The 26,846-nt window shown below is 62.6% G+C and carries 18 protein-coding genes and 1 pseudogene; 8 read left to right on the top strand and 11 right to left on the bottom strand.

Annotated elements, in window-relative coordinates; all coding sequences use genetic code 11:
• Positions 1-24 precede the first annotated feature (24 nt).
• Positions 25-534 (bottom strand): amino-acid N-acetyltransferase, encoded by a 510-nt coding sequence (locus tag ACQCSZ_RS17330; RefSeq protein WP_427004933.1) that lies wholly within the window; start codon positions 532-534, stop codon positions 25-27.
• Positions 535-848: 314 nt separating this feature from the next.
• Here ACQCSZ_RS17330 and ACQCSZ_RS17335 point away from each other — a divergent pair.
• Positions 849-3,184 (top strand): annotated as a pseudogene (locus ACQCSZ_RS17335) (FdhF/YdeP family oxidoreductase).
• Positions 3,185-3,428: 244 nt separating this feature from the next.
• Here ACQCSZ_RS17335 and ACQCSZ_RS17340 read toward each other — a convergent pair.
• A complete protein-coding gene (locus ACQCSZ_RS17340) occupies positions 3,429-4,628 on the bottom strand; it encodes an amidohydrolase (protein ID WP_427004934.1) in 1,200 nt (399 codons plus the stop codon).
• Between the two features lie 1,186 nt (positions 4,629-5,814).
• Positions 5,815-6,312 carry an FUSC family protein gene (locus ACQCSZ_RS17345; RefSeq protein ID WP_427004935.1) on the bottom strand — a complete coding sequence of 166 codons (498 nt, stop codon included), beginning with the start codon at positions 6,310-6,312 and terminating at the stop codon, positions 5,815-5,817.
• A 226-nt stretch (positions 6,313-6,538) separates the two neighbouring features.
• Here ACQCSZ_RS17345 and ACQCSZ_RS17350 point away from each other — a divergent pair, with 226 nt between their 5' ends.
• A complete protein-coding gene (locus ACQCSZ_RS17350) occupies positions 6,539-7,933 on the top strand; it encodes an IS1380 family transposase (RefSeq protein WP_427004787.1) in 1,395 nt (464 codons plus the stop codon).
• A 529-nt stretch (positions 7,934-8,462) separates the two neighbouring features.
• Here ACQCSZ_RS17350 and ACQCSZ_RS17355 read toward each other — a convergent pair.
• The 8 genes from ACQCSZ_RS17355 to ACQCSZ_RS17390 form a co-directional block, all read right to left on the bottom strand.
• Entirely contained in the window at positions 8,463-9,662 is a 1,200-nt protein-coding gene (locus ACQCSZ_RS17355; protein WP_427004936.1) for an IS4 family transposase, read from the bottom strand.
• Positions 9,663-10,117: 455 nt separating this feature from the next.
• A complete protein-coding gene (locus tag ACQCSZ_RS17360) occupies positions 10,118-10,336 on the bottom strand; it encodes a hypothetical protein (protein ID WP_243178584.1) in 219 nt (72 codons plus the stop codon).
• A complete protein-coding gene (locus ACQCSZ_RS17365) occupies positions 10,336-11,526 on the bottom strand; it encodes an acetyl-CoA C-acyltransferase (RefSeq protein WP_427004937.1) in 1,191 nt (396 codons plus the stop codon). Before ACQCSZ_RS17365 ends, ACQCSZ_RS17360 begins: the two co-directional genes overlap by 1 nt.
• Positions 11,527-11,604: 78 nt before the next feature.
• A complete protein-coding gene (locus ACQCSZ_RS17370; RefSeq protein ID WP_427004938.1) occupies positions 11,605-12,705 on the bottom strand; it encodes a 3-hydroxyacyl-CoA dehydrogenase family protein in 1,101 nt (366 codons plus the stop codon).
• An 18-nt stretch (positions 12,706-12,723) separates the two neighbouring features.
• A complete protein-coding gene (locus tag ACQCSZ_RS17375) occupies positions 12,724-14,235 on the bottom strand; it encodes an aldehyde dehydrogenase family protein (RefSeq protein ID WP_427004939.1) in 1,512 nt (503 codons plus the stop codon).
• Complete coding sequence (locus ACQCSZ_RS17380; protein ID WP_427004940.1) at positions 14,232-15,434, bottom strand: acyl-CoA dehydrogenase family protein; 1,203 nt, start codon at positions 15,432-15,434, stop codon at positions 14,232-14,234. Before ACQCSZ_RS17380 ends, ACQCSZ_RS17375 begins: the two co-directional genes overlap by 4 nt.
• Positions 15,418-16,674, bottom strand: a complete 1,257-nt coding sequence (locus ACQCSZ_RS17385; RefSeq protein WP_427008372.1) for a CaiB/BaiF CoA transferase family protein — start codon at positions 16,672-16,674, stop codon at positions 15,418-15,420. Before ACQCSZ_RS17385 ends, ACQCSZ_RS17380 begins: the two co-directional genes overlap by 17 nt.
• Positions 16,675-16,708: 34 nt before the next feature.
• Positions 16,709-18,067 (bottom strand): aminotransferase class III-fold pyridoxal phosphate-dependent enzyme, encoded by a 1,359-nt coding sequence (locus ACQCSZ_RS17390; RefSeq protein WP_427004941.1) that lies wholly within the window; start codon positions 18,065-18,067, stop codon positions 16,709-16,711.
• Positions 18,068-18,190: 123 nt separating this feature from the next.
• On the opposite strand from ACQCSZ_RS17390, the gene ACQCSZ_RS17395 reads away from it, so the two are divergent.
• The 6 genes from ACQCSZ_RS17395 (at position 18,191) to ACQCSZ_RS17420 (ending at position 26,094) form a co-directional block, all read left to right on the top strand.
• On the top strand, positions 18,191-19,630 hold the full coding sequence (locus tag ACQCSZ_RS17395) for a PucR family transcriptional regulator (RefSeq protein ID WP_427004942.1): 1,440 nt from the start codon (positions 18,191-18,193) through the stop codon (positions 19,628-19,630).
• Positions 19,631-20,004: 374 nt separating this feature from the next.
• Complete coding sequence (locus tag ACQCSZ_RS17400) at positions 20,005-21,156, top strand: alcohol dehydrogenase catalytic domain-containing protein (protein WP_427004943.1); 1,152 nt, start codon at positions 20,005-20,007, stop codon at positions 21,154-21,156.
• A 32-nt stretch (positions 21,157-21,188) separates the two neighbouring features.
• Positions 21,189-22,676, top strand: coding sequence for a flavin-containing monooxygenase (locus ACQCSZ_RS17405; protein WP_427004944.1), 1,488 nt, complete (start codon positions 21,189-21,191; stop codon positions 22,674-22,676).
• A gap of 50 nt (positions 22,677-22,726) precedes the next feature.
• A complete protein-coding gene (locus ACQCSZ_RS17410; RefSeq protein ID WP_427004945.1) occupies positions 22,727-23,626 on the top strand; it encodes an alpha/beta hydrolase in 900 nt (299 codons plus the stop codon).
• A 151-nt stretch (positions 23,627-23,777) separates the two neighbouring features.
• Positions 23,778-25,286 carry an NAD-dependent succinate-semialdehyde dehydrogenase gene (locus ACQCSZ_RS17415; RefSeq protein ID WP_427004946.1) on the top strand — a complete coding sequence of 503 codons (1,509 nt, stop codon included), beginning with the start codon at positions 23,778-23,780 and terminating at the stop codon, positions 25,284-25,286.
• A gap of 640 nt (positions 25,287-25,926) precedes the next feature.
• Positions 25,927-26,094, top strand: a complete 168-nt coding sequence (locus ACQCSZ_RS17420; RefSeq protein ID WP_427004947.1) for a hypothetical protein — start codon at positions 25,927-25,929, stop codon at positions 26,092-26,094.
• Positions 26,095-26,846 lie beyond the last annotated feature (752 nt).

The following is a 26,846-nucleotide window of genomic DNA, read 5'->3' on the forward strand; positions in this document are numbered from 1 at the left end:
TTTTTGAGTTACCCTGGAGCGGTCCTAGAGGAATCGGATCATGCGCGTGTTGCCTAGGGTGTTGGGCTTCACGCGGGCAAGGTCCAGGAACTCCGCAACGCCTTCGTCGTGTGAGCGAAGGAGTTCCGAGTACACCACCGGGTCCACAGCGGACTGGTCTGCCATAACCTCGAAGTTGTGGCCCTTGAAGAAGTCCACCTCGAAGGTGAGGCAGAAAACGCGGGCCACACCCAATGCGCGGGCCTCTTCGAGCAGGTTCTCCAGCAGCACATGCCCCACGCCTTTGCCGCGCCAATCTTTGGAAGCTGCCAAGGTACGGACCTCTGCTAGGTCCTCCCACATGACGTGCAGTGCGCCGCAGCCGATGACCTCGCCATCGCTGGCCTCGGCGATCTGGAACTCCTGCAGGCTCTCGTAATAAGCCACGGACTCCTTCGCCATTAGAATCCGCTGTTCGGCCAAGGGCGCCACCAACTTCTTGATGGCGGACACGTCGCTGGTGCGGGCACGCCGGATGTGGAAGGAGTCAGTCACAGGGCTAATCCTACGGGCCATGCCTGAGCTGTTTCGGGCGATTTGTACAGCCAGAGGCTCATGTTTTGACGAACTGTACGGTGACGTGTTTCAAGGGCCATCCCTACTATCGTGGGATAGCTGCGCGCCGTTCTGCAGGGAACTCTAAACCATGCTGGTGAAGGGCGTCCGCAGCCTCAGCGCAGACACGTTCGCCGAACCTTCTCGCTCACTTCTCAACAGGCTTTCCGGCCCCGCGCATCACATGAGGGGCAGTCACGAAGTACCAAAAGCAGCACCGCTCAGTGGTGTTGCGCAAAGAAGGGTAGACAGGGATGCTCGGTAAGCAGCCCGCACCCGTCGCAGATATCAACGAGGAGGAGCTCTCGGTCCACAAGCCCAAAACCGAGGCGGCCGGCGTCAAGGCGGTGATGGTGGCGCTGGAGCGCGCCGTGGCCCAGGCCGGGGTATCGCGGACGGCCCAGTCGCTGCTGCGGCTGAACCAGCGCGGCGGGTTCCACTGCCCGGGTTGCGCGTGGCCGGAATCGGACAAGAAGCGCAAGGCGGCGGAGTTCTGTGAGAACGGCGCCAAGGCGGTGGCCGAGGAGAGTACCCTGCGCACGGTCGGGGCGGAGTTCTGGGCCCGGCATTCCATCGCCGAGCTGGCGGGGGAGACCGAGTACTGGCTGGGCAACCAGGGCCGGCTGAGTGAGCCCGTGGTGATCCGGGCGGGGGAGACGCACTATTCGCCGATTTCCTGGGCCGATGCGTTCGGTTTGATCGGGGAGCACATCCGGGCCAGCACACCGGAGCGGTGCGTCTTCTACACCTCCGGCCGCACGGCCAACGAGACGGCGTTTATGTACCAGTTGTTCGCGCGGGCCCTGGGCACCAACAACCTGCCGGACTGCTCCAACATGTGCCATGAATCTTCCGGCTCCGCTTTGAACCCCACCATCGGCATCGGCAAGGGCACTGTGTCCCTGGACGATATCCACGACTCGGAGCTGATCTTCGTCGTGGGTCAGAATCCCGGCACCAACCATCCCCGGATGCTCTCGGCGCTGAAGGAATGCAAGGACAACGGCGGGAAGGTGGTTGCGGTGAACCCGCTGCCCGAGGCCGGATTGTTCAACTTCAAGGACCCGCAGACCTTCTCCGGGGTGCTCGGAAACGGCACACCTTTGGCCGACGAGTTCCTGCAGATCAAGGTGGGCGGGGACCTGGCTTTGTTCCAGGCCTTGGGCCACCTGCTGCTCCAAGAAGAAGAACGGGCACCCGGCACCGTCGTCGACCGTTCCTTCATCGACGCGCAGACGGACGGTTTCGACGTCTACCGCGAGGCCCGCGGGGAGCTGGACTGGGCGGAAACCGAGAAAGCCACCGGCATGTCCCGGGAACAGATCGAAACCGTGGCCGGGATGCTGATCCGGTCCAAGGCCACGATCTTCTGCTGGGCGTGACGCAGCAGCCGCACTCGGTGGACACCATCAAGGAAATGGTCAACGTCCTGCTTCTGCAGGGCAACTTCGGCAAGCCCGGTGCCGGCGCGTGCCCGGTCCGCGGGCATTCCAACGTCCAGGGTGACCGGACCATGGGCATCTGGGAGAAGCCGAAGGAGTGGCTGCTGGAGTCGCTCGACAAGGAGTTCGGCATCCAGTCTCCGCGGCATCACGGCCACGACGCCGTGGAAGCCATGGAAGCGTTCGAGCGCGACGAGGTGGACGTCTTTGTGTCCATGGGTGGTAACTTCTCGCTCGCCTGCTCGGACACCGAGACCCTGGAAGCGGGCATGCAGCGGATCGGGTTGACCGTCCACATATCCACCAAGCCGAACCGGTCCCACGTGGTGCACGGCCGCACCTCGCTGATCCTGCCCACCCTGGGCCGGACGGACAAGGACGACAAGCACCCCGGCGGCGCCCAGTTCCTGTCCGTGGAGGACTCCATGTCCGTGGTCCACTCGACCCAGGGCAGGCTGCAGCCGGTCTCCGAGCACCTGCTCGCCGAGCCGGTCATCGTGGCCAGGATGGCCGAGGCAACCTTCGGGCCGGACCACGCCGTGGACTGGAAAGCCATGGCCGAGGACTACGACGTGGTCCGTGACCACATCTCCCGCGTCCTTCCCGGCTTCGAGGACTTCAATACCCGTGTGCGGACCAGGAACGGTTTTGTGCTGCCCAACCCGCCGCGGGACACCCGGTCCTTCAAGACGGACATCGGCCGCGGCCGTTTCACGGTCAGCCCGCTGGAATACCTGACCCCTCCCGACGGGCACCTGGTGCTCCAGACCATCCGCAGCCACGACCAGTACAACACCACGTTCTACGGTCTCGATGACCGGTACCGCGGGATCTCTGACGGACGCCGGGTGATCCTGGTGCATCCGGAGGACCTGGCCGAGCTCGGCTTCCAGGACCGGGACCTGGTGGACGTGGTGAGCACCTTCCGGGGACACGACCGGCAGGCGGACAAGTTCCGGCTGGTGGCCTACCCGACGGCCAAGGGCTGCGCCGCGGCGTATTTCCCCGAGGCCAACGCCCTGGTCCACAAGGAGAACGTGGCACGGGAATCCAACACCCCCGCCTTCAAAGCGATGTTCGTCCGCTTCGAACCGCATGGTTCGCTCGCGTCGAGCGAGGCAGTGGCACTGGCGGGCGCGCACGCCTGACTCTGCCGTTGATAGTTCGACGTGGGGACGGATGGAGGTGAAGGATCTAGCTGAACGGGTCCTTCCCTTTTACCAGGCAAAGATGATCCACTTTTCAGTGGCACCCGGAGATCGAATCACTCTGTAGGTCTCGGCGGAAGTGGCTGACAACCCTGAGAGCTAGTCAAAGCCAACCCTCCACGGTCGCGGGCAAGTGCGAGGGCGTATAAGGGCTAAGACGAGTTTGGAGTTGCCCCGACGAACCTCATGACATTCTTTCCCGGGTGGAAGCCTGACGGTGGTATGCCGATTTGATGAAGCGTTCTCTTTCATTGGGGGTGGTCGCGGAGTCAGCTATGGTCCAGGCGAGTGCAGTGGCTGCCTCGAACATCACGCTGTACGCCTCAGGGGAGTCGGCAAATGCTGCGAACCCGTGTGAGTGGATTGGTACGTTCGCTCCTGGGATGCTCAGCCAGGGATGCAGGGTAGGAATTACCTGGGAGATGTTGCCCATATCAGTTGATCCACCGCTCATGCGGGCGGAGCTGGTTGTGTCTTTGCCGAACCTGTACATGGCGTCAGTCCAGTGTGCAGCAAGGGCGTTGTCCTGCATCAACGGCTCGTATGCGGGTTCTGTAGCCTCAATGGTCAGCGTTGTTCCGGTGGCCAGGGCGGCTCCTTCGAAACAGCCGCGGACGCGTTCAAGCAAGGCTTCATATTCCCTTAGGGTGAATGCTCGGCACTCAAACTCGACTACCGCCCGTTCCGGAATGATGTTCGTGGCGTGCCCGGCCTCGGCTACAAATAGAGCTATTCGGTGGTCTCCAGGTATTTGCTGGCGCAGTAACCCTACGGCGACTTGGCTCAGCACAGCTGCATCTGCAGCGTTTATTCCCAGATGGGGGGCTGCTGCCGCATGGGCGGCCTTTCCAATAAATGTCGCCTTATACCTGCCCATCGCCTGGGCGCTGGTACCTGCTGGGTTATAGGTTAGTCCGTCCTGGACTGGATGTGCCATCAGGGCAAGGCCGATACCGTCAAACGCTCCACGTTCAAGAAGAAGCACCTTCCCGCCGCCGCTCTCCTCAGCAGGGGTTCCAATGGCTTTTAGTGTGATGCCGAGCTCGTCTACATAGGGTCTCAAGGCAAGGGCCGCGGCGACCGAGGCACCTGCAACCAGATTGTGCCCGCACGCATGTCCAATGTCGGGAAGCGCGTCGTATTCCACGCACAGTGCCACCTTCAGATCACCGCTCCCCACTGTGGCTGTAAAAGCTGTAGGAAGGCCACCAGTGCCACGCTCAACTGTGAAGCCGCCTTGGGCCAGCAGCGCCGCTGCTGCCTCCGACGAACGGACCTCCTCGAAAGCCACCTCGGGGTTGGAGTGGATGTCGTGGGCCATTGCCTGAACCTGCGACTTCCACTCCTTGACGCCCTCTGCAAGGGCGGTGCGCAGACTTGCCATAACGATTGCTGTGCCTTCCTGATTTCATGAGTATCGCCTGCTCAGGCAGGACATTAACGAGTCGGCCCTGGCTGCCTCAGAAAGGTCGAACCATCCGACATCTCTGTTGGCTGGCTGGAGTGATGACCATCGAGGTACCTGAGCCTATGCCCAATAGAGGGCAGCACGACGGGTGAGCGCTGCTGGTGCAGGAGCTACTTGCCGGAAAGCTAAGCGCTACACCACTTCGTTTAGATATCCCCTGGGCGGGAACCCGGCGCTCATCGAATGTGTCAGGGTCAGCTCGAGAAAATCTGAAGCCCAAAATTTCGGTGTCTACGGAGAAAAACGTCCGGGGGTCTGACCAGCGCTTGAGATCAATACAGCGAAAATATTGGGCTCTGACCTCCGCGGTCCTCGTAGTCGTCCGACGATATCTGTGTACATCTCAACTCTGCCATGAAGGGACTCTATCGATGGCAGGGAGAGCGATGATGAGCACTTTCGGCGATCAGTACAGACAAAAGCGGATGTTTTGACGAACTGTACGGTGACTCGTGTTTGGGGCTTCCCTACGATCAGAGGACAGCCTGATTCTCCAAAGCGGTATCCATGTTCAGGTGTTCGCAATCGAAACCACGCGAAGGAAGGGATATTCATGCTGCAGCTTCAGGTGAATCGTTCAGACAGTTTGACCGTCAACGCAAGAACAGGGCATCACGCGCCTTCCAGTGGCTGGTGGCGACCCGAAAATGATCCCCTCCCCGTCTGTTACCTGCAGCAAGGAGAGATCATGCCTCCGCTGCATGGGTCACAGACCGTGTGGACGCTCGTTCGCAATGTGCCACCTTCGGTAAGAGCCAGCTCCCGAAGCACATACTCCTGACGTGCAACGTCTTGTCGTTCCCCCTTTCACCTACCAGATTGAGAAAAGAGAAAAGCTCATGAAAAGCAGAATTCTAGTTCAAAGCAAGAATACTTCCCGGCGTATCGGATCACCTGAAGAGGTGCTCGGTACTTCCTCGTCTGTTGCCGGTGCGCAGCAGTCCGGGTGGGTAGGCCTGGCAGGTAAGCAGGAGCACGCCGATCGGCGGCCGGCCGAGTCGACGCACAGGGCCGCATACGGCGCTCAGAACCGCTAGCAGAACTGCGCTGGTTTCCTGCAGGCTTCACTTGTCGCCCGGCGCTTTTGCGGCTGGCAAGAACCCTACGAGCCAGCCGATTCGGTTCTGTCGCTGTCGTTCTCATCAGGAGCGACCGACGGTGTTTGTGCGCCGCCTTGTGGAGTGCCCACAGAACCAGCGCTCCTTGACATGTCACCCCCTGGAAGCTGGGCTTCAGTTTGGTAGGACCCGCTGCTGAGCGGGTGACCCTCTCCTCTACTTATAGCGTGTCTTTCGTGGCCGTCGTGTCCAGAGATAATCAGCACGATGATCCCTACGATTGCACCGACCAGTGTCTCGACGCCGCGTTCGGAGAGGAGGACATAGGGGTCCGCATGTGCAGCGAGCTGGGTAACAAGAAGTATCACCGGTGTGAACGACACCATGGCCAGGCCGCAGTGGCGCATCATAAAAAGTTCGGTGGTGAACTGGAAGAAGATGATGGCAATCACCAGCGCAGGTGCGTCTCTCTGTGCGTCCAGCTGCCAAGGCGAAGGCAGCAGAAGGACTGCGACGATGACAAGGCCAAGGAGCGTTCCCACAACCCTGTGGATTCCGCGATAAATGCCGCCGGCCAGATATATGCCGCGGCAAGCGGTACCGCCGCAGCGGCCATGGCCCAATGCGAGTACGCGCTTCCACTAAGCCTTGATCCACCGATGTTGGTCGGGGCGCCGACGGCGGTTTAAACCGAGAATGCCCGTCTTTTCAAGGAAAATGGAGCTTGTCTAGAACCCTTTGACCACCGAAAAGAGAGGCATCTCGTAAGTGGAAGTTTCCCATAAACCGTCCGCGGTGTCAGTTTCCTTTGACGAGCCGAATCTCGTGTCGGCGGCAGGGCTGTTGCCGGTCATGACGTTGGCCCGGGACGCCGGGCTGCATGAGTTGGCCGATGAATGGCTGTCGGTCCCGACGGACAAGGGTGCGAACGCCGGGCTGAAGGTCGCGTCCCTGGTCGCCGGGATGGTCGCCGGCGCGGACAGCATCGATGACATGGCCCTGCTGCGCCACGGCGGAATGAAGCGGCTTTTCAAGGCCTGCTACGCGCCCTCGACGCTGGGTTCGTTTCTTCGGTCCTTCACGTTCGGTCACGTGCGGCAACTGGACGCTGTCGCGTCCCGTTTCCTGGCCAACCTGGGGACCCGGGCCCCGCTGCTCGGGCGTCCCGGGGTGGAGGACTTCGTGTTCGTCGATGTCGATGACACGATCATCGAGGTCCACGGCTACGCCAAGCAGGGCTCCGGCTACGGATACTCGGGAGTCCGCGGGCTGAACGCCCTGCTGGCCACGGTCTCCACCAAGGACACCGCCCCCGTGGTCGCCGCCCAGCGGCTGCGCAAGGGCGCGGCGAACTCGGCCCGCGGAGCCAAACGCCTGATCACCGACGCCCTGTCCACGCTCAAGCGCGTCCACACCGGCGGGCGGGTGCTCTGCCGTTTCGATTCGGCCTTCTACGGCCATGCCGCGGTGTCCGCAGCGCTGGCCGGCGGGGCGGAGGTCTCGGTGACCGCGCGCATGGACCCGGCCGTCAAACGCGCCATCGCCGGGATCCCGGAGACGGCGTGGGAAACAATCGAATACACCGACGCGGTCTTCGACGAGACCACCAACACCTGGGTCTCGAAGGCCGAGGTCGCCGAGACCGTGTTCACCGCGTTCAGCTCCCGCAAAAAGGACGAGCAGATCACCGGCCGCCTGGTCGTGCGCCGCATCCCGGAACTGAACCGCAAAGCCGACGAGGGGCAGGAAACCCTGTTCCAAACTCACCGGCACCACGGGTTCTTCACCACCGTGGACGCCGGGGTCCTGGACACCGTCGCGGCGGACAAGACCCACCGGAAACACGCCATTATCGAGCAGGTCAATGCAGACCTGAAGGACAGTGCGCTGGCGCACCTGCCCTCCAGCGTTTTTGCCGCGAACTCGGCATGGCTCGTTGCCGCGGTCATGGCCTACAACCTCACCCGCGCCGCCGGGATCCTCGCCTCCGGGCCCTTCGGCAAGGCCCGTACCGGCACGATCCGCCGCAAACTCATCCACGTCCCGGCCCGCATCGCCACCAGCGCCCGACGCATCCGTCTTCACCTCCCCGAAGCCTGGCCCTGGCAAACATCATGGCAGGACCTGTTCGACCAGCTCTACCCGCCGCCGCAAGCCGCCTGAACCCGTCCACCCAGCCGCACGGCGCAACCAGGAAACCCGTGGAACACCCAGGGCAGCGAGGCCCGGCACCCCGGCATACCCTCAGGCCGCACAACGAGCCGAAACCGGATACAGACCATCCACCCAGGCGGATCGGTGGATCAAGGCTAAGCACGCCAGCGGCTCCAGCCGTGCCGACCGCAAGGACGTAAGCGTCCGGCATGGATGAACGCCCTTTGTTTTCGAGGGCCGGCAAGGGCTGCCGTATTTCGGGTTTCATTGGGTCGCCACGCCAAGAAAACCGACGGAGATAGAAGTGGCCGCTGAAGCCACGCCGATGAGCACAGCAAAGAGCCATGGAACCGTTGTGTGGATCGAGGCACATGCCCCTAGCCCCAATACTGTTTACTTAGGCTTTTTTGGTATTCGCTTGAGTGGCCAGTTCGACATTTTCCTTTTGATGACGCGGGGGTTGGTTCTTGGCCGGCGCGGGGGCAGCAGTTCATGCAGGATTTCGCGGCAGAAGACCGTGAAGGCCTCCGCCAGACGCTCAGGGGGAAAAAGCCGGGCGCGCGGCGAGGGAACGCCGTACTGCCCGGAGGGTGCGGGTGAAAGAGAACCTCAGGGGGTCTTCCTCGAAGTGGTGGGCGACGTCGCCGATGAGGGACCGGATGGCGTAGTGCACGCAGAGGTATCCGTAGATTTCCTGCAGGACCCCGTCGGGGGTTTTGGAGCGCAGCACGGTCCCGGGGCCGCGCTGGTGGGTTTTGAGTTCATCGAAGCAGGACTCGATTTCCCAGCGTTTGGCGTAGGCTTCGGCAAGGTCCTCCGCGGAGGCGGCGTGCGGGTCAAGGATCGTGGTGATCAGCCGGAATTCGCTGCTCGTGTCGCCGGTGCTGACGGTGTATTCGATCACGCGCACCCGGATGGGGTCCGTGTTGTTCCGCCGTGCCTTCGGGTTCGCGTAGACGGCGGAGAGGTAGGAGCCGTCGGCCAGGTCCTCGAGCACGGGCAGCACGGCGTTGGCCTTGACCCGCCACAGCAGTTGCGCACCGGTTCCGGAGCTGTCCTTCCAGGCCGTGTAGGAGAAGAACCCGCGGTCGGACATGGCCAGCATGTCCGCCTCCAGCCGGTGGAGCAGGCCCGGATAGAGGTCGTGCTCGGACGTGGAAAAGCCGGAGACCACGGCCCCGATCACCGCGTGCGTGGCGCATTCGACCAGGCCGAGCACCCGCGCCTGCGGGTAGGCGCTTTTCAGATCCGTGGCCGTGCCCGGCCTGCCATACGCGCGCTCGTTGGCCTCCGTGTCCGCCAGATCCAGGCAGGTCCCGTCCACGGACACCAGCCGCCAGGAGCCGTGGAATCCCGGACCGCCCGGGAGTGCCAGAGGCTTCGCGGTCTCGGCGAACAGTTCGGCCATCACGGCGGAACCGAGGCGGGTCCGGGCCTTGAAGATCGCGGCCTTCGTCGGCATCTGCCAGTCCCGGAACCGGCCCGTGATCCATTCCATGCCGGCCAGCAGGGACCGCATCACTTCCTCATACGAACCGGCCGAAAACAAGGCCAGCGCCATCACGTAATAGACCATCAACCGCGACGGCAGCAACCGGTTCCGCTGCTCACGGGCCCCGGTCCGCCCAATCACCGCATCAACGACATCCGGCGGGAAAACCCGCGTCAAAACACCGAGCGAGACGTGGTCACTCAACCGCTCAGGACCCTCGGGAGTCACCCATCCGCTACGCGCCATGCCGAAAGATTAACACAACTACTCTAAGTGAACGGCATTGGGGCTAGGGCGAAAATTCCAAAAAAGGGTCCGCGCGGCTTAAAGTTCAGCCTGTCCGCGACGAGCGATCCCACTCCTGCCAGGAGTGTTTCGACGCCCACGAGCCACCAGGAATGGAGGCCACGAACCGACAACCCGGTGCCGATCATCACGCCGGTCACGAGCATGCCGGCTGCCTGCAGTTGGTGTTGGAGACGGAGTTGGTGGGGTTCGGTCCTGCCATACATGCCAGTCAGCGCGCCAAAAAGGGCGTAGATAACCAGCTCTGGGTGTCCGAACGATGGGACTGCCAGGCCTGTGCAGACCCGTAGGGCCGAGAAGTGATCCCTGCTTGGAGGCGCAAAGCTGTGGAGTGCTCGGACGTGGTGTTTCACGGACCCCTGCTCCTCACCAAGTCGCTGATTGTCTGCTCTGCACTAGACCCAAAGCACGTAGCCAAGATCTTTGTGGAAGTACTCCCGGCGATCAGTGACATCGGCGGCCAACCATAGGCCTGAGCCGTCCGGCATTTCTTCTTCGACGATCCCCCGGCGAACTACGTCTTCGTTGCGACGGATCTCCACGATGTCGCCCACATGGTTCTGCCAGCTTGCTGTCTGGCGGAGGTGTGAGATGGCGTGCCACTGCTCGAACATCAGCGTTCCAGGAGCAGTGCGTCGCCCTGGCCCCCGCCCCCACATAGTGCAACGGCGGCCCGGCCCGTTTCGCGGCGGATGAGTTCGTGCACGGCCGTGACAACGAGCCTGGCCCCTGAAGCGCCGATTGGGTGTCCGATGGCAACTGCGCCACCGTGTATGTTGATCCGATCCTCGGGCACGCCGAGCAGTTCCCCGGAATGCGAAGCAACTGAAGCGAAGGCTTCATTGATCTCAACCAGGTCGAGTTCTTCGGCCGGCCAGCCTTCGCGCTCCAGCGCGGCGCGGATGGCTTTAGCGGGTTTGTCCGGCAGGGATGTGTCAGGACCGGCGATTTGTCCGTGGGCCCGAAGGACTGCGAGGACATCCCATCCATGTCTCTGGGCGGTCTCCCGAGTGGTCAGCACAACTGCCGCGGCGCCATCGGTCAAAGGTGAGGCGTTGCCAGCCGTCACAGTTCCGTCCGGAGAGAATGCGGGGCGCAGACGGGCCAGCGACTCCTGTGAAGCATCGGGGCGGATGCCTTCATCCTGGGTGACTTCGAGGATGCCAGTTCGTGTGGGAACCTTCACAGGGATAATTTCCTGGGCCCACACTCCTGACTCTTGGGCGGCAGCTGCTCGCAAGTGGGAGGTAACGGCGACGGCGTCTTGGGCTGCACGTGATATTCCAAGTGCGGAGTTCGCGCGGTCAGTGGCCAGGCCCATTGCCTCGTGGTCGAATGCATCTGTTAAGCCGTCTTGGGCAGCTGCGTCCACCAGAGTAAGCGCCCCGTATGGATTCCCGGTCCGTGTTCCTGCGACAAGGCGGGGGGCTTGGCTCATCGACTCCTGGCCGCCGGCGACGACGACGGCTGCGTCGCCGAGGCGTAGCATTCGGGCGCCCTCAATGATGGCCGACAGTCCAGAGAGGCACACTTTGTTGACTGTCACTGCGGGTGCGCTCAGGGGAATCCCCGCGGCTACTGCGCTCTGCCGGGCAGGGTTTTGTCCGGCTCCTGACTGGAGAACTTGTCCCATGATGACGGCACCGACGATGTCTGCCGGTACGCCGGCCCGTGCAAGGGCGCCCGCGATGGCTGCTCCGCCCAGTTCAGCGGCGGAAAGTGGTGCCAGTTGGCCCAGCAGGCGTCCCTGAGCGGTGCGGGCTGCGCCCACAATGACAACGTCCCTTTGGTTGGGTGGTCGCAAGTCAGACTCTGTTTTCAATTCAATGCTCCGGGTTTCGAACTTCGGTTGGCCGCTCTTCGTTCTGAACGGTTATGCAGGTCATGTAGCGAGGAGTCGGGTAAGACCGCCGGGCGGGAAGTTGGCACCGAGAGTCATGCAGCGGTCGATGTCCCCCCACGTAGCGACGACGCCCTCGTCCAGCATCAGCTGGCCTTCTTGTGCCAGGGCATCGCGGACGCGACGCCGTACCCGGTCCGGGTCAACTTCGTGCGGCTCCGGGGGCAGGATCAGGGCTGCCGACGGAACCTTGCCGTTTTCATCGAAGAAGCCCGGCAGTCCGGCTTCGACGACCGCCGTGAGAGCAGCTGACCGGCCGAAACGATCGGGGTAAGCGCGGTGCAACGTGTCGCAGATGTGCCGTTGCACCGCGGGACCGATGTAGCCGATCAGGTGCAGGGGCGTCATAGGCAAATCCCATGGTTCCAGGGAGCGGTCAACCGTAGCCGGCTCCCCGCCCTTATCGATTTCGGCCAGTATTTCGCTAAACAGGCGCGTGAGTAGCCGATTGACGACAAAGCCAGGAGTGTCAGCGACAGGTACGGCTGTCTTGCCCAGACCCAAGGCGAGATCCCATGCGGTGAAGAGAGCGGCGTCCGATGAGAACGGGGTCCGGACCAATTCGACGAGCGGGAGGACAGCGACCGGATTAAAGAAGTGGAACCCGAGCACCCTTTCGGGGTGCCTGAGGCCACGTGCCATGCCGGTGACCGGAAGCGAGGACGTGTTGGTGAGCAGGAGGGCATCCGGCCCGATGGACTCCTCCAGCTGCCGGAATACATTGCGTTTGGTTTTTTGGTCCTCGAAGACGGCCTCGATGGCGGCGTCGCACCCCCTGAACTCCGAGGGATCGGTGGTGCCCCGGATCAAACCGGCGATTTCCGCTGCCTCGCCTGGTTGAAGCCTGCCTCGAGACTCCTGCCGATCAAGGTGTCCGCGCATCCTGTGGAGGGCTGCGGACACCCGGTCGGCGGAAAGATCGCTGATGAGGACCGGGATGCGGAGCTTCTCCGCGACCAGAAGGCCGAGCTGACCCGCCATGAGACCGGCGCCGACGACGCCGAAGGTTTCAATAGTTTTCGGCCGCCCCGGGTTGTCGGCTGATACCGGCACGGGGTCAGCCGTTGAAAGAGTGTGTGACATCTGATCCTGCTTCCGTTCCTACCCGCGGAGGTAGACCGTTGTCGTGTGTGTGTAGAAGTCTTTGGCAGCGCCACCCTGTTCCTTGGGGCCGAGGCTGCTCTTCTTTGATCCGCCAAAGGGCACATGAGGATCCGAACCAGCAGATTCCGAGTTGAGGTGAAGGATGCCCACATCGAGGGCGTCGACTGCTTCCAGCACTGTCGCAAGGTCACGGGTGAACAACGCTGCGGACAGGCCGAACTCGGACTCTTCGGCCAAACCGAACGCCTCCTCGGGGGTCGCGGCGCGGCGGACCGCCAGGACGGGGCCGAAAAGTTCTTCTCGCCAGGCGAGGTTGGTATATCCGGCCTGGCCAGTGGGGAGCTCCAGCACAGTCGGTGCGATGAAGGCGCCGGGAGTACCGGCAAAGGGATTCTCGGCGGATGTTCCGGCGATGGCGACAGCACCGGATTTTACGGCTGCGTTGATTCCGCTCGTGATGGACCTGCGTGCCGCCTCGTTGATCACAGGCCCCATCTGTATGTCTGGGTCCACCGGGTCCCCGGTCAGCCAGCCGCTGAGCCGGAGCGTGAGGCGCTCCAGGAATTCGTCGGCGATGGAGTCCGCGAGAATGAGCCGTGAAGTTGCGGTACATTTCTGTCCAGTGGAGCGGAACGCGCCGAGAAGCACCTGTTCCGAGGCTAGATCCAGGTCAGCATCGGCCAGAACCAGCGCCGCGTTCTTGCCTCCCATTTCGCCTTGCATGGGAATTCCCCTGACGGCGGCCTGGGCGGCAAGTGCGCGTCCAACCCCTGACGAGCCGGTAAAGGACATGGCGTCCACGCCAGGGCTCTGAACAAGAGCAGTTCCGAGAGAGCCTGGACCAATAACAAGGTTGAGTAACCCTGCCGGCAGGCCGGCGGCAACGAGCGCTTCGGCAAAGCGCATGGCGAGAAGAGGGACGGTGGAAGCCGGCTTCCACACCACCGCGTTACCGTGCACCAGGGCAGGAGCGATCTTCCATGCCGGGATGGCGATCGGAAAATTGAACGGGCTGACGATGCCAACTACGCCCAGCGGCTTGCGAGTTACGAGGATACGTTCCCCGCGCCGGGGCGAAGCAAAGTGCTCCCCGGCCACACGGTCGCCCTCTGCGGCGAAGTAGCGCAGGATTTGAGCTGCACGCAGCACCTCTGCCCTTCCCTCGGTGAGGGTCTTGCCTTCTTCGCGGGAAAGTTCGAGGCCAAGTACGTCGGCTTGCGACTCCAAGGCTGCGGCGGCCCGAAACAGGACGGCGCCGCGTTCGTGGATCGGGGTGCGGTTCCATGCCCGCTGTGAGGCGCGCGCTGCCAGGACGGCCCTGTCGAGATCCGCAAGGACGGCGGTGCCGCCTTCGGCGACGATCTCCTCCGGGCGGCTGGGATTTACAGAGGTGAGGTGGCCGCCGTTGCCTGGTACCCAGTCCCCGTCTATGAGGAGCCCGAGCTGCACCGTCCCCGTCGCACCGGGGGCGGTGCCTGACGTGGCCGGCACATCAAGGGCGGCACTCACCGAAAGGCTCCTATGCCTGTTAGCTTCTGGCCAAGTATGAGGGTGTGGACCTCGTCAGTGCCTTCGTAGGTACGAACGGATTCAAGGTTGTTCGCGTGGCGAAGGGGCGAGTGTTCGAGAGTTATCCCGTTGCCGCCGAGGATGGTGCGTGCTTCACGGCAGATTTCGATCGCTTCGCGACAGTTGTTCAGTTTGCCCACGCTGATCTGATGATTTTGCAGCTTGCCGGCATCTTTAAGCCGGCCCAGGTGCAAAGCGAGAAGGAAACCCTTGTTAATCTCGAGTGCCATGTTCACGAGCTTCTGCTGAGTCAACTGATAACCGGCCAATGGCCGGTCGAACTGCAGCCGATGCTTGGAGTAATCCAGGGCATCTTCGAAGGCGTCACGCGCGGCCCCCATGGTGCCCCAGGCAATGCCATAACGTGCCTCGTTGAGGCAGGCGAAAGGGCCGCGGAGGCCAGTGACATTCGGCAGGACCGCGTCGGCAGGCAGACGTACGTCATTCAGGGTGATGTCACACTGAACAGAAGCACGCATTGACAGCTTTGGCTCGATGGGAGTGGCGGTGAAACCCCGAGCCCGGGTTGGTACGACGAATCCGCGCACTCCCGCCTCCGTCTGGGCCCAGATAACTGCCACCTGGGCCACGTTGGCGAGTCCTATCCACCGCTTGGTGCCGGTCAGTATCCAGTCCTCGCCGTCGCGGCGGGCAAAAGTGGCCATGGCAGAGGGGTCTGAACCGGCAGCGGGTTCCGTGAGACCAAAGCATCCGATGGCCGTACCAGCGGCCATCTGGGGAAGCCATTCCTCTTTCTGTTCCTCGGAACCGTGCTTGGAGATCGCAGACATGGCCAGAGAGCCCTGGACGGACACGAAGGTGCGTATGCCTGAATCACCGGCCTCTAGTTCGGCAGCAGCCAGCCCATAGTCCACTGCGGTTCCCCCGGCGCAGCCGTATCCTTTCAAATGCATTCCGAGCAGGCCGAGTTTCGCGAGATCAGGCACGATTTCAAGCGGAAACCTGGCCTCTTCGTACCAGGTGGCGATGTTCGGTTTGATCTCCTCCCGAACGTAGGTCCGGACCCGGTCGCGCAGTGCAATCTCCTCGTCCGTGAGGAGAGTATCGAAAGATATCAGGTCCGAAGGTTCGAGTGCGGTCGTGGCCTCGATGTCGGCCGAACTAGGGGCGAGAGTCATGATGTGGTCCCTCCTGGGCATAAACGACTTGGGAATGGGCGGCACTTTGAGGGGTGTAGGTAATCGTCTTGCTTTTGGTCTGACGCAGCCAGTCCAGCACTTCCTCGGTGTGCTCGCCGAGAGCGGGTGGGGCCTGGGTCCGCGGTGGCAACGCCGGCGTCCAGATGATCGGATGGCGGATTTGTCGGCCGGTGACGTTCCCGTCTGTGTCATGGACTTGAATTGTCGGTTCCAGACCCAATGTTTCGGCGTAGGCGATGCCTTCATCTATGCTGGCCACGCGGCCGGCGGGTACTCCCGCAGAAACGAGCTGGTCCTGCCATTCCGTCGCTCCGGCGCGTGCGAGCCCGTCTTCCAGCAGTTGGACAAGTTCCCGGCGGTGCTTGACCCGCGCTGAGTTGGTGACAAACCGGGGATCAGTGGCCAGCTCCGGATTGCCGATGGCGTGGCAGAGCCTGGCGAACTGTGAGTCGTTTCCCACGGCGACGGCCAGTGGGTCATCACTTGTGGCAAGAAGCTGGTACGGGACGATGGAAGGGTGGTCGTTGCCCAGTCGCGTAGGAGTAACACCGGCTCCGAGGTACGCCTGAGCTTGGTTGGCTAGAGCGCCCTGCAAGCTTGAGAGGAGATTGACCTCGATCCGCCTGCCGCGACCCGTTGAATTGCGCTCTGAAAGGGCGGCGAGGATGCCGATCGTGGCATCTTTCGCGGTCAGTACATCGACCAGGGCGACGCCTACTTTGTAGGCTTCGCCCTGCGGGTCGCCGGTAATACTCATCAGTCCGCCGACAGCCTGGACTATGAAGTCGTACCCGGGCAGATCACGGCCGCCTTCGGAGCCGAAGCCCGAAATTGATGCGTACACCAGGCCGGGGTTCTCCTCGGCCAGTACCTCATATCCCAGGCCCAGTTTGGCGAGCCCGCCGGGTTTGAAGTTCTCCACCAAGACATCGGCGCGGCGTGCCAGTTCCCGGGCAAACTCTAGGTCCCCGGGGTCCGTCAGATCGAGGGTGACTGATTCCTTATTCCGGTTAACGCTTTCGAAGTAAGTCGCGCCTGTCTTTGAGGAAGGTGGCGCCCACGCCCGGGTGTCATCCCCGGTTCCGGGCCGCTCCACTTTGATGACCCGGGCACCGAGATCAGCCAGGGTCATGGTCGCGAGCGGACCGGCAAGCACGCGGGAGAAGTCGGCGACGACAATCCCATCAAGTGGCGCGCCCGATTCCGCACCCCACCTCATGGCTGACCCCGCCCGGTCCACCGTCCCCGGAAAATCATGACAATACCGACCGGATGGATGCCTCCAGTACCGCAAGGCCCTCGTCAAGGACGTCGGCTTCGATTCCGAGCGGAGGGAGCAGCCTGATGATATTTCCATTGGTTCCGCAGGTCAGAGTCAGGACACCATGTGCGTTGGCTGTCTTCGCTGCTGTGGTGGCGAGGTCTTTGCGGGGTCCGGAGGCGTCGCTGAACTCGATGGCCATCATCGCACCCCTGCCGCGAACGTCTGCGACGCCGTCCAGTGCGACGAGCGGTTCCAGACGATGACGCACAGCGGCTTCGATGGCAACGGCGTTCTCCAAAAGGGTGCCGTCTTCTAGAATTTCGAACACGGCCAGAGCGGCCTCACAGGCTACGGGGTTGCCAGCATAGGTTCCGCCAAGGCCGCCGGTGTGGACAGCGTTCATAAGCTCGGCACGGCCGGTAGCGGCCGAAAGCGGCAGGCCGCCGCCGAGGGCCTTAGCGGTCAGTGTGATGTCACCGGCGATTCCTTCGTGCTCGGACGCGAACAGCGTTCCGGTCCGGCCCATGCCGACCTGGATCTCGTCGACGACCAGCACGATGCCGTGGCGGGTAGCGATTTCACGAAGACCTTTGAGGAATCCGGGGGCCTGGACAATGAACCCGCCCTCGCCCTGGATCGGTTCGATGACCATGGCCGCGAAGGTTTCCGCGCCGTTTTCGGCGAGAAGCGCCTCGATCTGCTCAAGCGCCTCCCCCGGTCCGTTAGGGGAGGTGTGGGCGGGGGCGGTCGGTCCGCGGAAAACAGAGCCCGGCAAGGGTCCAAAGTTGAGTCGGTACGGGTTTTCCTTTGCCGTCATCGCCATCGTGAGCTGCGTGCGTCCGTGGTATGCCTCGTCGAAGACGAGAATGTTGGGGCGGCGAGTGGCGGCCCGGGCGACTTTGATCGCGTTTTCAACTGCCTCCGCACCGGTGGTGAACAGTGCGGTCCGCTTCTCGAAGTCGCCAGGGGTGTGCTCATTGAGCCATCGGCAGACCTCGACGAAGGACGAGTATTCGGTCACCATGAAGCAGGTGTGGGTGAAGCGCTCGAGCTGGGCGGCGGCGCGCTTGGCCACCTTCGGGTTCGCGGCGCCAACGCTGGTTACGGCAATGCCTGAGGCGAAGTCGATGAGATGGTTTCCGTCAACGTCTACGAGCAGCGCGTCCTGCGCGTGGTCGATGAATACGGGCAGGGTGATACCAAATGCGTCGGTGACGTGCTGGCGGCGTTCGGTCTCCAGCTCACGGGAACGCGGTCCCGGGAGCTCGGTGAGCAGGCGGCGTGCTGTGGCTTTAACGCTGGCCGGATCGTTGGCCTGGTTTGCTGTGAGTTCTGATGTGACAGTCATAGGTCCTCCTCGTGTGGTGAAATCCACCATAGGGACAGTCCGATGACGTGTCGTTGGATAATCCATCCAAAGATATTCCTTGTACGGTCTCAGCGTACAAAACCGATCGCCTATGATTTACCCATGATCACCCTCGCAAGGCTTGTTGAGGCTGCAAAGCGTGACCTGGCGCCCTACTGGCCCATACCGCTCCCCCGTGTGGAACTTACTGGCGTGCATGTCTCTGAGCTGGAGGATCCCACGATGTTCCTCTATGGAGGCGAGCTTCTCCTCACCGTCGGATTGCAGCTCACCGGCCTGGATGGAGACGCGCGTCAAGAGGCCGCTAAAAACTATGTGCAACGCTTGGTGGAAGGTCGCGTCGCTGCCCTGGGTCTTGGCCTGGGCTCGGGCCATGCCATGGTGCCGGACGAACTGCGGGCCGCCTGCGTTGAGGCCGGCCTTCCCCTTCTGACCATTCCCCGTGAGTCCCCCTTCCTAGCCGTATCTCGCGCCTATTGGGAACTTGTCAGGCAAGGGGGCGAAGCTGAACTCACTGCTCTGTTAGGACTTCAGGTGGCGTTGACGCGGGCCGCGGCCCAGGATGACGCGGAACCGGAGATCGTGCGCGAATTGTCGCGCGCCCTGGGAACCTGGGTTGCATACCTGCCTGAAGGTGACGGGACCCCATCGTCCGCCGCCAGCGGTGCTGAGTTTCCACCCGGACTGCTGGCGGAACTGACACGGGAATCTGCCATCCTGCGGAACGCGCGCCGAGGCGCCACGGGCAATATACAACTGGCATCCGGTGTTGCTTCCCTCTACCCGGTATCTGACGGTCCAGCGGCTTCCGGGTATCTTGCGTTGGGCAGAAGCGGGCAACTGGCAGCTGCCGAGCGGCACTTGTTCCTCACCGCATCCACGCTCCTGGCCGCCAGGGCAGCCGGACAGCGCAACGCCGCGGCTGAGCGTCGACGGGCTGAAGGCATGCTCGCGGCGCTGGTCCTGGAAGGACATGACGATGCAGCGCGGCTCCTTGCAAAGCAGATGGACTCCGATCCGCTACCGGAAACAGCATTCGTCGCCGTCCTGCCCGATACCGAACAGCTGGCTGCGCAGCCCGCCCTGTCCGGGCTGGTACTAGAACGTTCCGGTGTCACGTTTGTCCTGCAATCAGCGTCGAGCCCATATCCAAGGCTGCCGAAAGGTGTCCGCGGTGCATGGGGCGGGCCGATGCCTCTACGGCGCCTGCACGAAATTGGAGCGCAAGTGGCCGATGTCGCTGCCTCAGCACCGGCCGGACAGCTGATCCGCGTAGGTCACGGCCTCGACCTGCCAGCAGATGAATGGGTGGATGTATTGACCTCTCACACCGGGCAGCTCCTTGAAACGGTCCGTGCCTACCTGGCCCACCGCGGTCAATGGGAGGCTGCCGGCCGCGAGCTCGGAGTACACCGGAACTCGGTGCGCTACCGAATTGCCCAGGCTAAGGAACTGTTGGGGGTTGACCTGGATGACCCGGACGTAGCAGCCCAACTTTGGCTCGCCCTCAGGGGCCGCTCCCAAGCAACCCCTAAAGACTAGAGCGCATATCTAGCCCGCGGGACGGCTGAAACCGCTCGCCAGCGGGTCCACCACCCTGATGCCAAGCGGTCCCTTTCCGCCTCGAGCGACCTCCCCAAACGCGGTTGCACAACCGCGCCCGCAAACCCTTTGACGTTTCGTACAAAGAAAAGTGCATATATCGACTTTCTGCACCGTGACGCGGACTCCTGGCCTGCCTACTCTCAATGGACAGACCGTCGTCGGAGGAACGATCCCCATCGGGAGGAGCACACCCGTTGCAGGAGGAACGATGAGAAACACGAGCCAGCCCGGATGGTGTTGCTCAGCGCCGCACGGTCCCTCCCAAATAGCCTTCCCCCGTACAGCTTTACTGCACCACTGAGAGGACAATCGTGACGATCGAAGATACTAACTCCATCGCGAAGACAACGACCACCAGGACCATACGCGGGGCGGTACTTGAGGCCATTGGGGCAGAGCGGCCCTACGCCGATACGCGTCCCATCCATGTGGAAAACCTTGAGCTCGAAGGTCCGGGCAAGGGCGAGATCCTGGTCCGCATCGAGGCGGCCGGCGTATGCCACTCCGACCTTTCCGTAGTCAACGGAAACCGGCCGCGGCCGGTCCCGATGCTGCTCGGCCACGAGGCAGCCGGCATCGTGGAGGAACTGGGCGAGGGTGTCAACGACATCTCCCTGGGTCAGCGCGTCGTCATGACCTTCCTCCCCCGCTGCGGTGAATGTGCCGGATGCAACTCCAACGGCAAGACGCCGTGCGAGCAGGGCAGTGCTTCCAATACGGAAGGAACTCTGCTGGGCGGCAACCGCAGACTTTCCCGCGAGGGTCGGCCCGTCCACCACCACCTCGGAGTCTCCGCATTCGCCACCTATGCCGTGGTCTCCCGCCGTTCCGTGGTGCCCGTGGGCTCGGACGTTCCGGCGCACGTAGCCGCTTTGCTCGGATGCGCACTGCTCACCGGCGGAGGAGCTATCCTCAACGTCGCCAAGCCTGCACCTTCCGCCCGGGTAGCCATCGTCGGTCTCGGCGGAGTAGGCATGGCGGCACTCATTACGGCCATCGCCACCGGAGTCGAGCACGTCGTCGGTATCGATACCTTGCCGGCAAAACTGGAAGCCGCCCGAAACCTTGGTGCCGCTGACGCCTTGACCTCTGCTGATGCCCTGGAACGCGGTGAGAAGTTTGACGCCGTCATCGAAGCGGCAGGACACCCGCGCGCTCTGGAAGCCGCCGTCGCACTGACAAAGCCGGGCGGCATTACCGTCACCGTCGGGCTGCCCGCGCCCGGCCAGTCGGTCTCCATCGACCCGCTGACCCTCACAGCGGAGGCCCGGTCGATTGTGGGCAGCTACCTCGGCTCGGCGGTTCCGGAACACGACATCCCGATCTACGAACAGCTCTGGCGATCCGGCCAGCTGGCCGTTGAAGGCCTGGTTTCAGACACCATCCCGCTAGAAGAGATCAACCGCGCCATGGACACGCTCGACGGCGGCCACGCACTGCGTCAAATCATTACCTTTTCCTGACACCCACATTCCAGCTCCGAAGAGAGAACATCATGACCTCCACAAATGACCACATTTACAGCGCGATCATCATCGGCGCCGGCTTCGGCGGCCTAGGCCAGGGAGCCCAGTTCGTCCAGGAAGGCATCGATGACTTCCTGATTCTCGAGCGCGGCAACGATGTGGGAGGCGTATGGCGCGAGAACACCTATCCCGGCGCCGCATGCGACACGCAGGCGCTTGTCTACTGCTACAGCTACTTCCTGAACCTCAAGGTTTCTCGGATGTTTGCCGGCCAGGAGGAACTCCAGGGCTACCTGCGTTCCATGGTTGAGGAATTCGGACTCGGCAAGCACATCCACTTCGGCCAGAACATCACTGCGACTGAATGGGACCAGGACCTCCGCCTTTGGACCGTGCACACTGCCGATGGCTCGGAGTTCCTGACCCGTTCCGTGGTGGCTGCCTGGGGCCAGTTGAACGAACCGAACATCCCCGACTTCCCCGGTACCGAAACATTCGAAGGCGTGGTGTTCCATTCCTCCCAGTGGCGGCACGACCTTGACCTGACCGGCAAGCGCGTCGCGTCCATCGGGTCCGCCGCAACTGCGGTTCAGTACGTGCCCGAGGTCGCCAAGATCGCATCGAACTTGACCGTATTCCAGCGCTCAGCCAACTACATCCTCCCCCGTGACCAGTACATCTTCACGGAGGAAGAGAGCGCCCGCTTCCAGGAAAACCCGGACACCTACCGTCAGCTGCGCCAGGAAATCCACGAATTCCGCGAAGCCGGATTCGAACGCACCCGCCGTCACACCGCAGCTTCCGAGGAAGGAGTCGAGCTCGCCCGCCAGCACCTCGAGACCCAAGTGTCCGACCCTGAGCTGCGGGTCAAGCTCACCCCCGACTATGACTTCGGCTGCAAGCGCATCCTGCGGAGCGATGATTTCTACCCGGCCCTGACCCGCGAGAACGTCGAACTCGTGACAGAGGCAATCACGGAGTTCACTCCCCGTGGCCTCCGCACGGCTGACGGTGTCGAGCACGAGTTTGATGTCATCATCTACGCCACCGGGTTCAAGAGCCACGCCTTCATGGGATCCATGCGTGTTTCAGGACGTGATGGGATCGGTTTGGACGAGCGGTGGGGCAATGCGCCGGAAGCATATCTGGGCATCACCGTCGATAACTTCCCCAACCTCTTCCTGGTTTACGGGCCCAACACCAACCTCAACCACAACTCGGTTGTGTCCATGCTGGAGGCCCAGCACCGCTATATCGCACAGGCTGTGCAGTACATCGCAGCCGATGAATCAAGGTTCCTGGAGGTGGACCGGGCGGTAGTCGAGAAGTTCAACGCACACGTTCAGGAAGAACTCCAGAAGTCCGCGTTCTCCTCCGAATGCTCCTCCTGGTACAAGAACGAGGACGGCCGCGTCATCAACAACTGGTCCGGAACCGTCGAAGAATACCGGTCCCACACCCACGACCTCCAGCTCGAGGATTACCTGCAGCTGGCCGAATCGGGATCCGAAAAGTGACCAGAACCGACCGGTTCAGCGGGAGGCCCATAGCACCGGACGCTGCAGAGGTGCTGCAGAAATTCCGCTCCGCCGGTGGGCGCCCGTTTCACTCCTACTCCGTGAAGCAGGTGCGCGAGCTCTACGAGAACGGTTGCGCTGCCAACGGTCTGAGCGGTGATCCGCTGGCGTCGGTCACAGACTTCAGCCTGGATGGATTCAAGGTGCGGGTCTATGACCCCCGCTCCATCGGAGGCCCCACCCCCGCCGTGCTGTTTTTCCACGGCGGGGGGTGGGTCATGGGCAGCCTCTCAACTCATGACGGGCTGTGCCGTCGGCTGGCCTCCCTCACCAGCCTGCCGGTCATTGCTGTGGACTACCGGCTTGCCCCGGAGCACCCCTACCCGGCTGCGATTGATGACAGCCGCATGGCGATGCACTGGTTGTTTTCTGCCAGCAACGAGCACGGCTTGGACGTAACCGAAGCTGTGCTCGTCGGTGACAGCGCGGGAGGGCAACTGGCCGCAGTCCTGGCCAATGAGAACGCCACGACGACGGATCCCCTGACTGTAGTGGCCCAGGTCCTCATGTACCCCATGGTGGATCTGACTATGTCATCACCCTCCTACGAACGCATCACCGATGGGTTCCCTCTGGTTGCTGACACCATCGCCTGGTTCGCTGACCACTACCTGCCGGAGGGCGTAGACCGCTCTGCACCGGGTATCAGTCCCTCCATGGCTCAGCTCCCCGCAGGGCTGCCACCCACCTACGTGATCACTGTGGACAACGACCCGCTGGTTGACGAGGGGGCAAACTACGCCGCCGCCCTGGCCCGGGCGGGCACGGAGGTCCAGTACCAGCACCTCCCCGGGTACGCCCACGGATTGTTCACCTCCGCGGGACGTATTCCCCGTGGAGAACAAGCAGTCGACCAAGTCGCTGCCTTTATCAGGGACCGCACTATCTAACTGAGATGGAGTACGTCCCCCATCACAGGACCGATGTGGCCAGTTGCGCTTCCGGCGCTTGAGCCCGTCGAGCTGATCAATCAAAGGACGGTGATAGCCCGCCACCCTAATGGCGGATCATCACCGTCACTTACGTTCTTTAGGAATCTTCATGACTACTGCCCTCGTTGATCCGACTGCTGTCTCACGCCAGCGTGAGGCCGACCTCCTTGCCTCTGTCCCCACCGGATTGTTGATCGGAGGTCGGTGGCGGGACGCGTCCGACGGCGGCACATTCGATGTCCATGACCCCGCCACTGGGGAGGTGCTCGCTACCTTGGCCTCCGCCACGAGTGAGGATGCCGTCGCCGCACTCGATGCGGCCAACGCCGTCCAGGCCTCCTGGGCACGAACTGCACCGCGGGAGCGCGCCGAGATCCTGCGCCGGGCCTTCGATCTGGTGACCGAGCGTGCCGAGGACTTCGCGCTGCTGATGACTTTGGAAATGGGTAAGCCGCTGGCCGAATCCCGTGGGGAAGTCACTTACGGGGCGGAGTTCCTCCGTTGGTTCTCGGAGGAGACGGTCCGGGATTACGGCCGCTACCTCACCACCCCGGAGGGCAAGAACAAGATTCTGGTCCAGCACAAGCCGGTGGGGCCGTGCCTGCTCATCACGCCTTGGAACTTCCCGCTCGCCATGGCCACCCGCAAGGTAGCCCCTGCCATCGCGGCAGGGTGCACCATGGTCCTGAAGCCGGCCAAGCTGACCCCGCTGACCTCCCAGCTTTTTGCACAGACCATGATTGAGGCCGGCCTTCCCGCCGGTGTCCTCAACGTAGTGTCCTCCTCCAGCGCCTCCGGCATCTCCGGACCGCTGCTGGCCGACTCCCGGCTCCGGAAGATCTCCTTCACCGGGTCCACCCTTGTCGGCAAACGGCTGATGGCCGACGCGGCGCAGAACGTCCTGCGCACCTCAATGGAACTCGGCGGCAACGCACCCTTCATAGTGTTTGAAGATGCGGACCTGGACAAGGCCGTCGAAGGAGCAATGGCAGCCAAAATGCGGAACATGGGCGAAGCCTGCACCGCGGCCAACCGCTTCCTCGTGCAGGAATCCGTCGCACAGGAATTCACCCGGAAGTTCGCCGCAGCCATGGGTGCCCTGGCCACCGGCCGCGGCACCGAACCCACCACCCAGGTGGGCCCCCTGATCGATGCCGGTGCCCGCGACGATGTACACGCACTGGTCAGCGCCGCCGTTGACGCCGGAGCCACCGCCATCACCGGAGGCTCGCCAGTAGCCGGGGCCGGCTACTTCTACCAGCCCACCGTGCTGAGCAACGTTCCCAACGATGCCGAGATCCTCCGCCAGGAAATCTTCGGACCCGTCGCTCCGGTCACGACCTTCTCGACCGAGGAAGAAGCCATCCGCCTGGCCAACTCCAGCGAATACGGCTTGGCCTCCTACGTCTACAGCCGCGACTTTAACAAGCTCCTGCGCGTAGCCGAGCAAATCGAATTCGGCATGGTCGGCTTCAACGCCGGCATCATCTCCAACGCCGCCGCACCCTTCGGCGGAGTCAAACAGTCAGGCCTCGGCCGCGAAGGCGGCTCCGAGGGCATCGCCGAGTACACCACCACCCAGTACATCGGCATGGCCGACCCCTACGCCGGCCGGTAACTGAACACGCCCCTTGTCAGCGGGAAAGCCAGCTTTTACGGCCGCGCACTTCCCGGAGCGGCAACACTTAACTCCCCTCGGCCATGAGCGATCTCCCTGATCGTCAAACTCAAAGGAATCTTGATGAAAAGCAATCTTCATCAGCAAGCTCAGGGGAGGGAACGTGCAAACGCAGCCCGGTCACGGACAGGTGCCCGCTCCCCTGAAGTAGTTCCCAGCGGCCCGGACCGAGGAGTGGCCCGCCCGCCCCTCGGTCCGGCAAGCACCACGCCCTGGAATCGGACTGCATCCTCCCCCCTGGGGACGAACGCAGCCATGCTCACACGCATATGCAGGTGCAACAGCAATGATTTCGTTTCTAACAGTGCGGCCCTTCATACGATCAACGCGCCGCACTCTGCCGAATGCAGCCAACCGCGTCCAAAACCAGCCCTCCAGGTTTCCAGCAGTGTCGAACCGCAGGACGGCTGCGAAGAAGGCTGCCACTACTGCAACGGGCCGGAAACGGACTGAAATCCGGAGATGCGCCGGTACCCGCCAACTGCAGGGCCGGAGCCAAGCGCCTATAGGGGTGAGGTGAGCACCGATCCACCGTTTACCGCTCAGCGAACTACTTAACACAGTGAAAAAGGAGAACGAGATGACGCGCGAAGAAGCCTACGCGAAGTGCCCTTCCGATTCGTACGTGGAGTTGTACGGCGGCCACTGGCTCATCGTCCCATTCGCACCCGTCGTCCAGCCCCCGTTCTTCACCTGCCTGCCAGGCAGCCAGCATGTAGCGCGACAGCTGGCTGTAAGCGGAACCTAACGGCCTGGAGATCACCAGCTCCAGAAAATGCGGGACCTGCCGATTGTCCCGACGAATTACAGCGCGACGTCATCCCGCAGGGACAAACTGGACCCCCGTCCCCCACAGGATCACTTGAACCACCAGGTCCTCCTACTCTCGCAACCGGGAGGACCTGGTTTAAGTGCCTCAGGATCCACGGATATGGGGTCTTAGGACTATAGGCGTCCTTCAACGACGACCTCATGCTTAGGAACATCAAAGGACCATGACGTCAGCCAATGAACAGCAATTGCAACGGCACCAGGACGTGTGCCCCACTGCGACAACCGGTGACCTTGCACCAATAAGTGGCTGGTGGAGGCCGGACGGTGACCCCGCGCCATTTCGCTACCTGGAGCAAGGGGAAACCATGCCACGACTAGGTGGAAAACACATCCTCTGGACCATTGTGTTCGATTTAGCGCCCTCAGCCAGAGCTCATGTTGCCAAGTTGCGGCCCCGACCTGCTGAGAGGCCTCATTCCCTCGGCCCCACAAGATTTGAGAGTACGACTACTAGTCCGATCCCTGAAACAGAAGGCAAGCGTTGGTGGAGTCTGAAAGCATCTTCCACGATCCCCTCGCCGGCCTCGGAGCAAACGAGCTGAACCGTGAGCCCATCCAAAAGCCGGGCAGGAATGACAGGACAATATTTCAGTTCACGTTTACTGCCCTCCCCCTCCCCCGACAAGAGCCCTCGTGCGGCAGGCCACTCGTCCATTCCGACGCGGA

This window comes from Pseudarthrobacter sp. H2 (assembly GCF_050157045.1).
GTDB lineage: Bacteria > Actinomycetota > Actinomycetes > Actinomycetales > Micrococcaceae > Arthrobacter.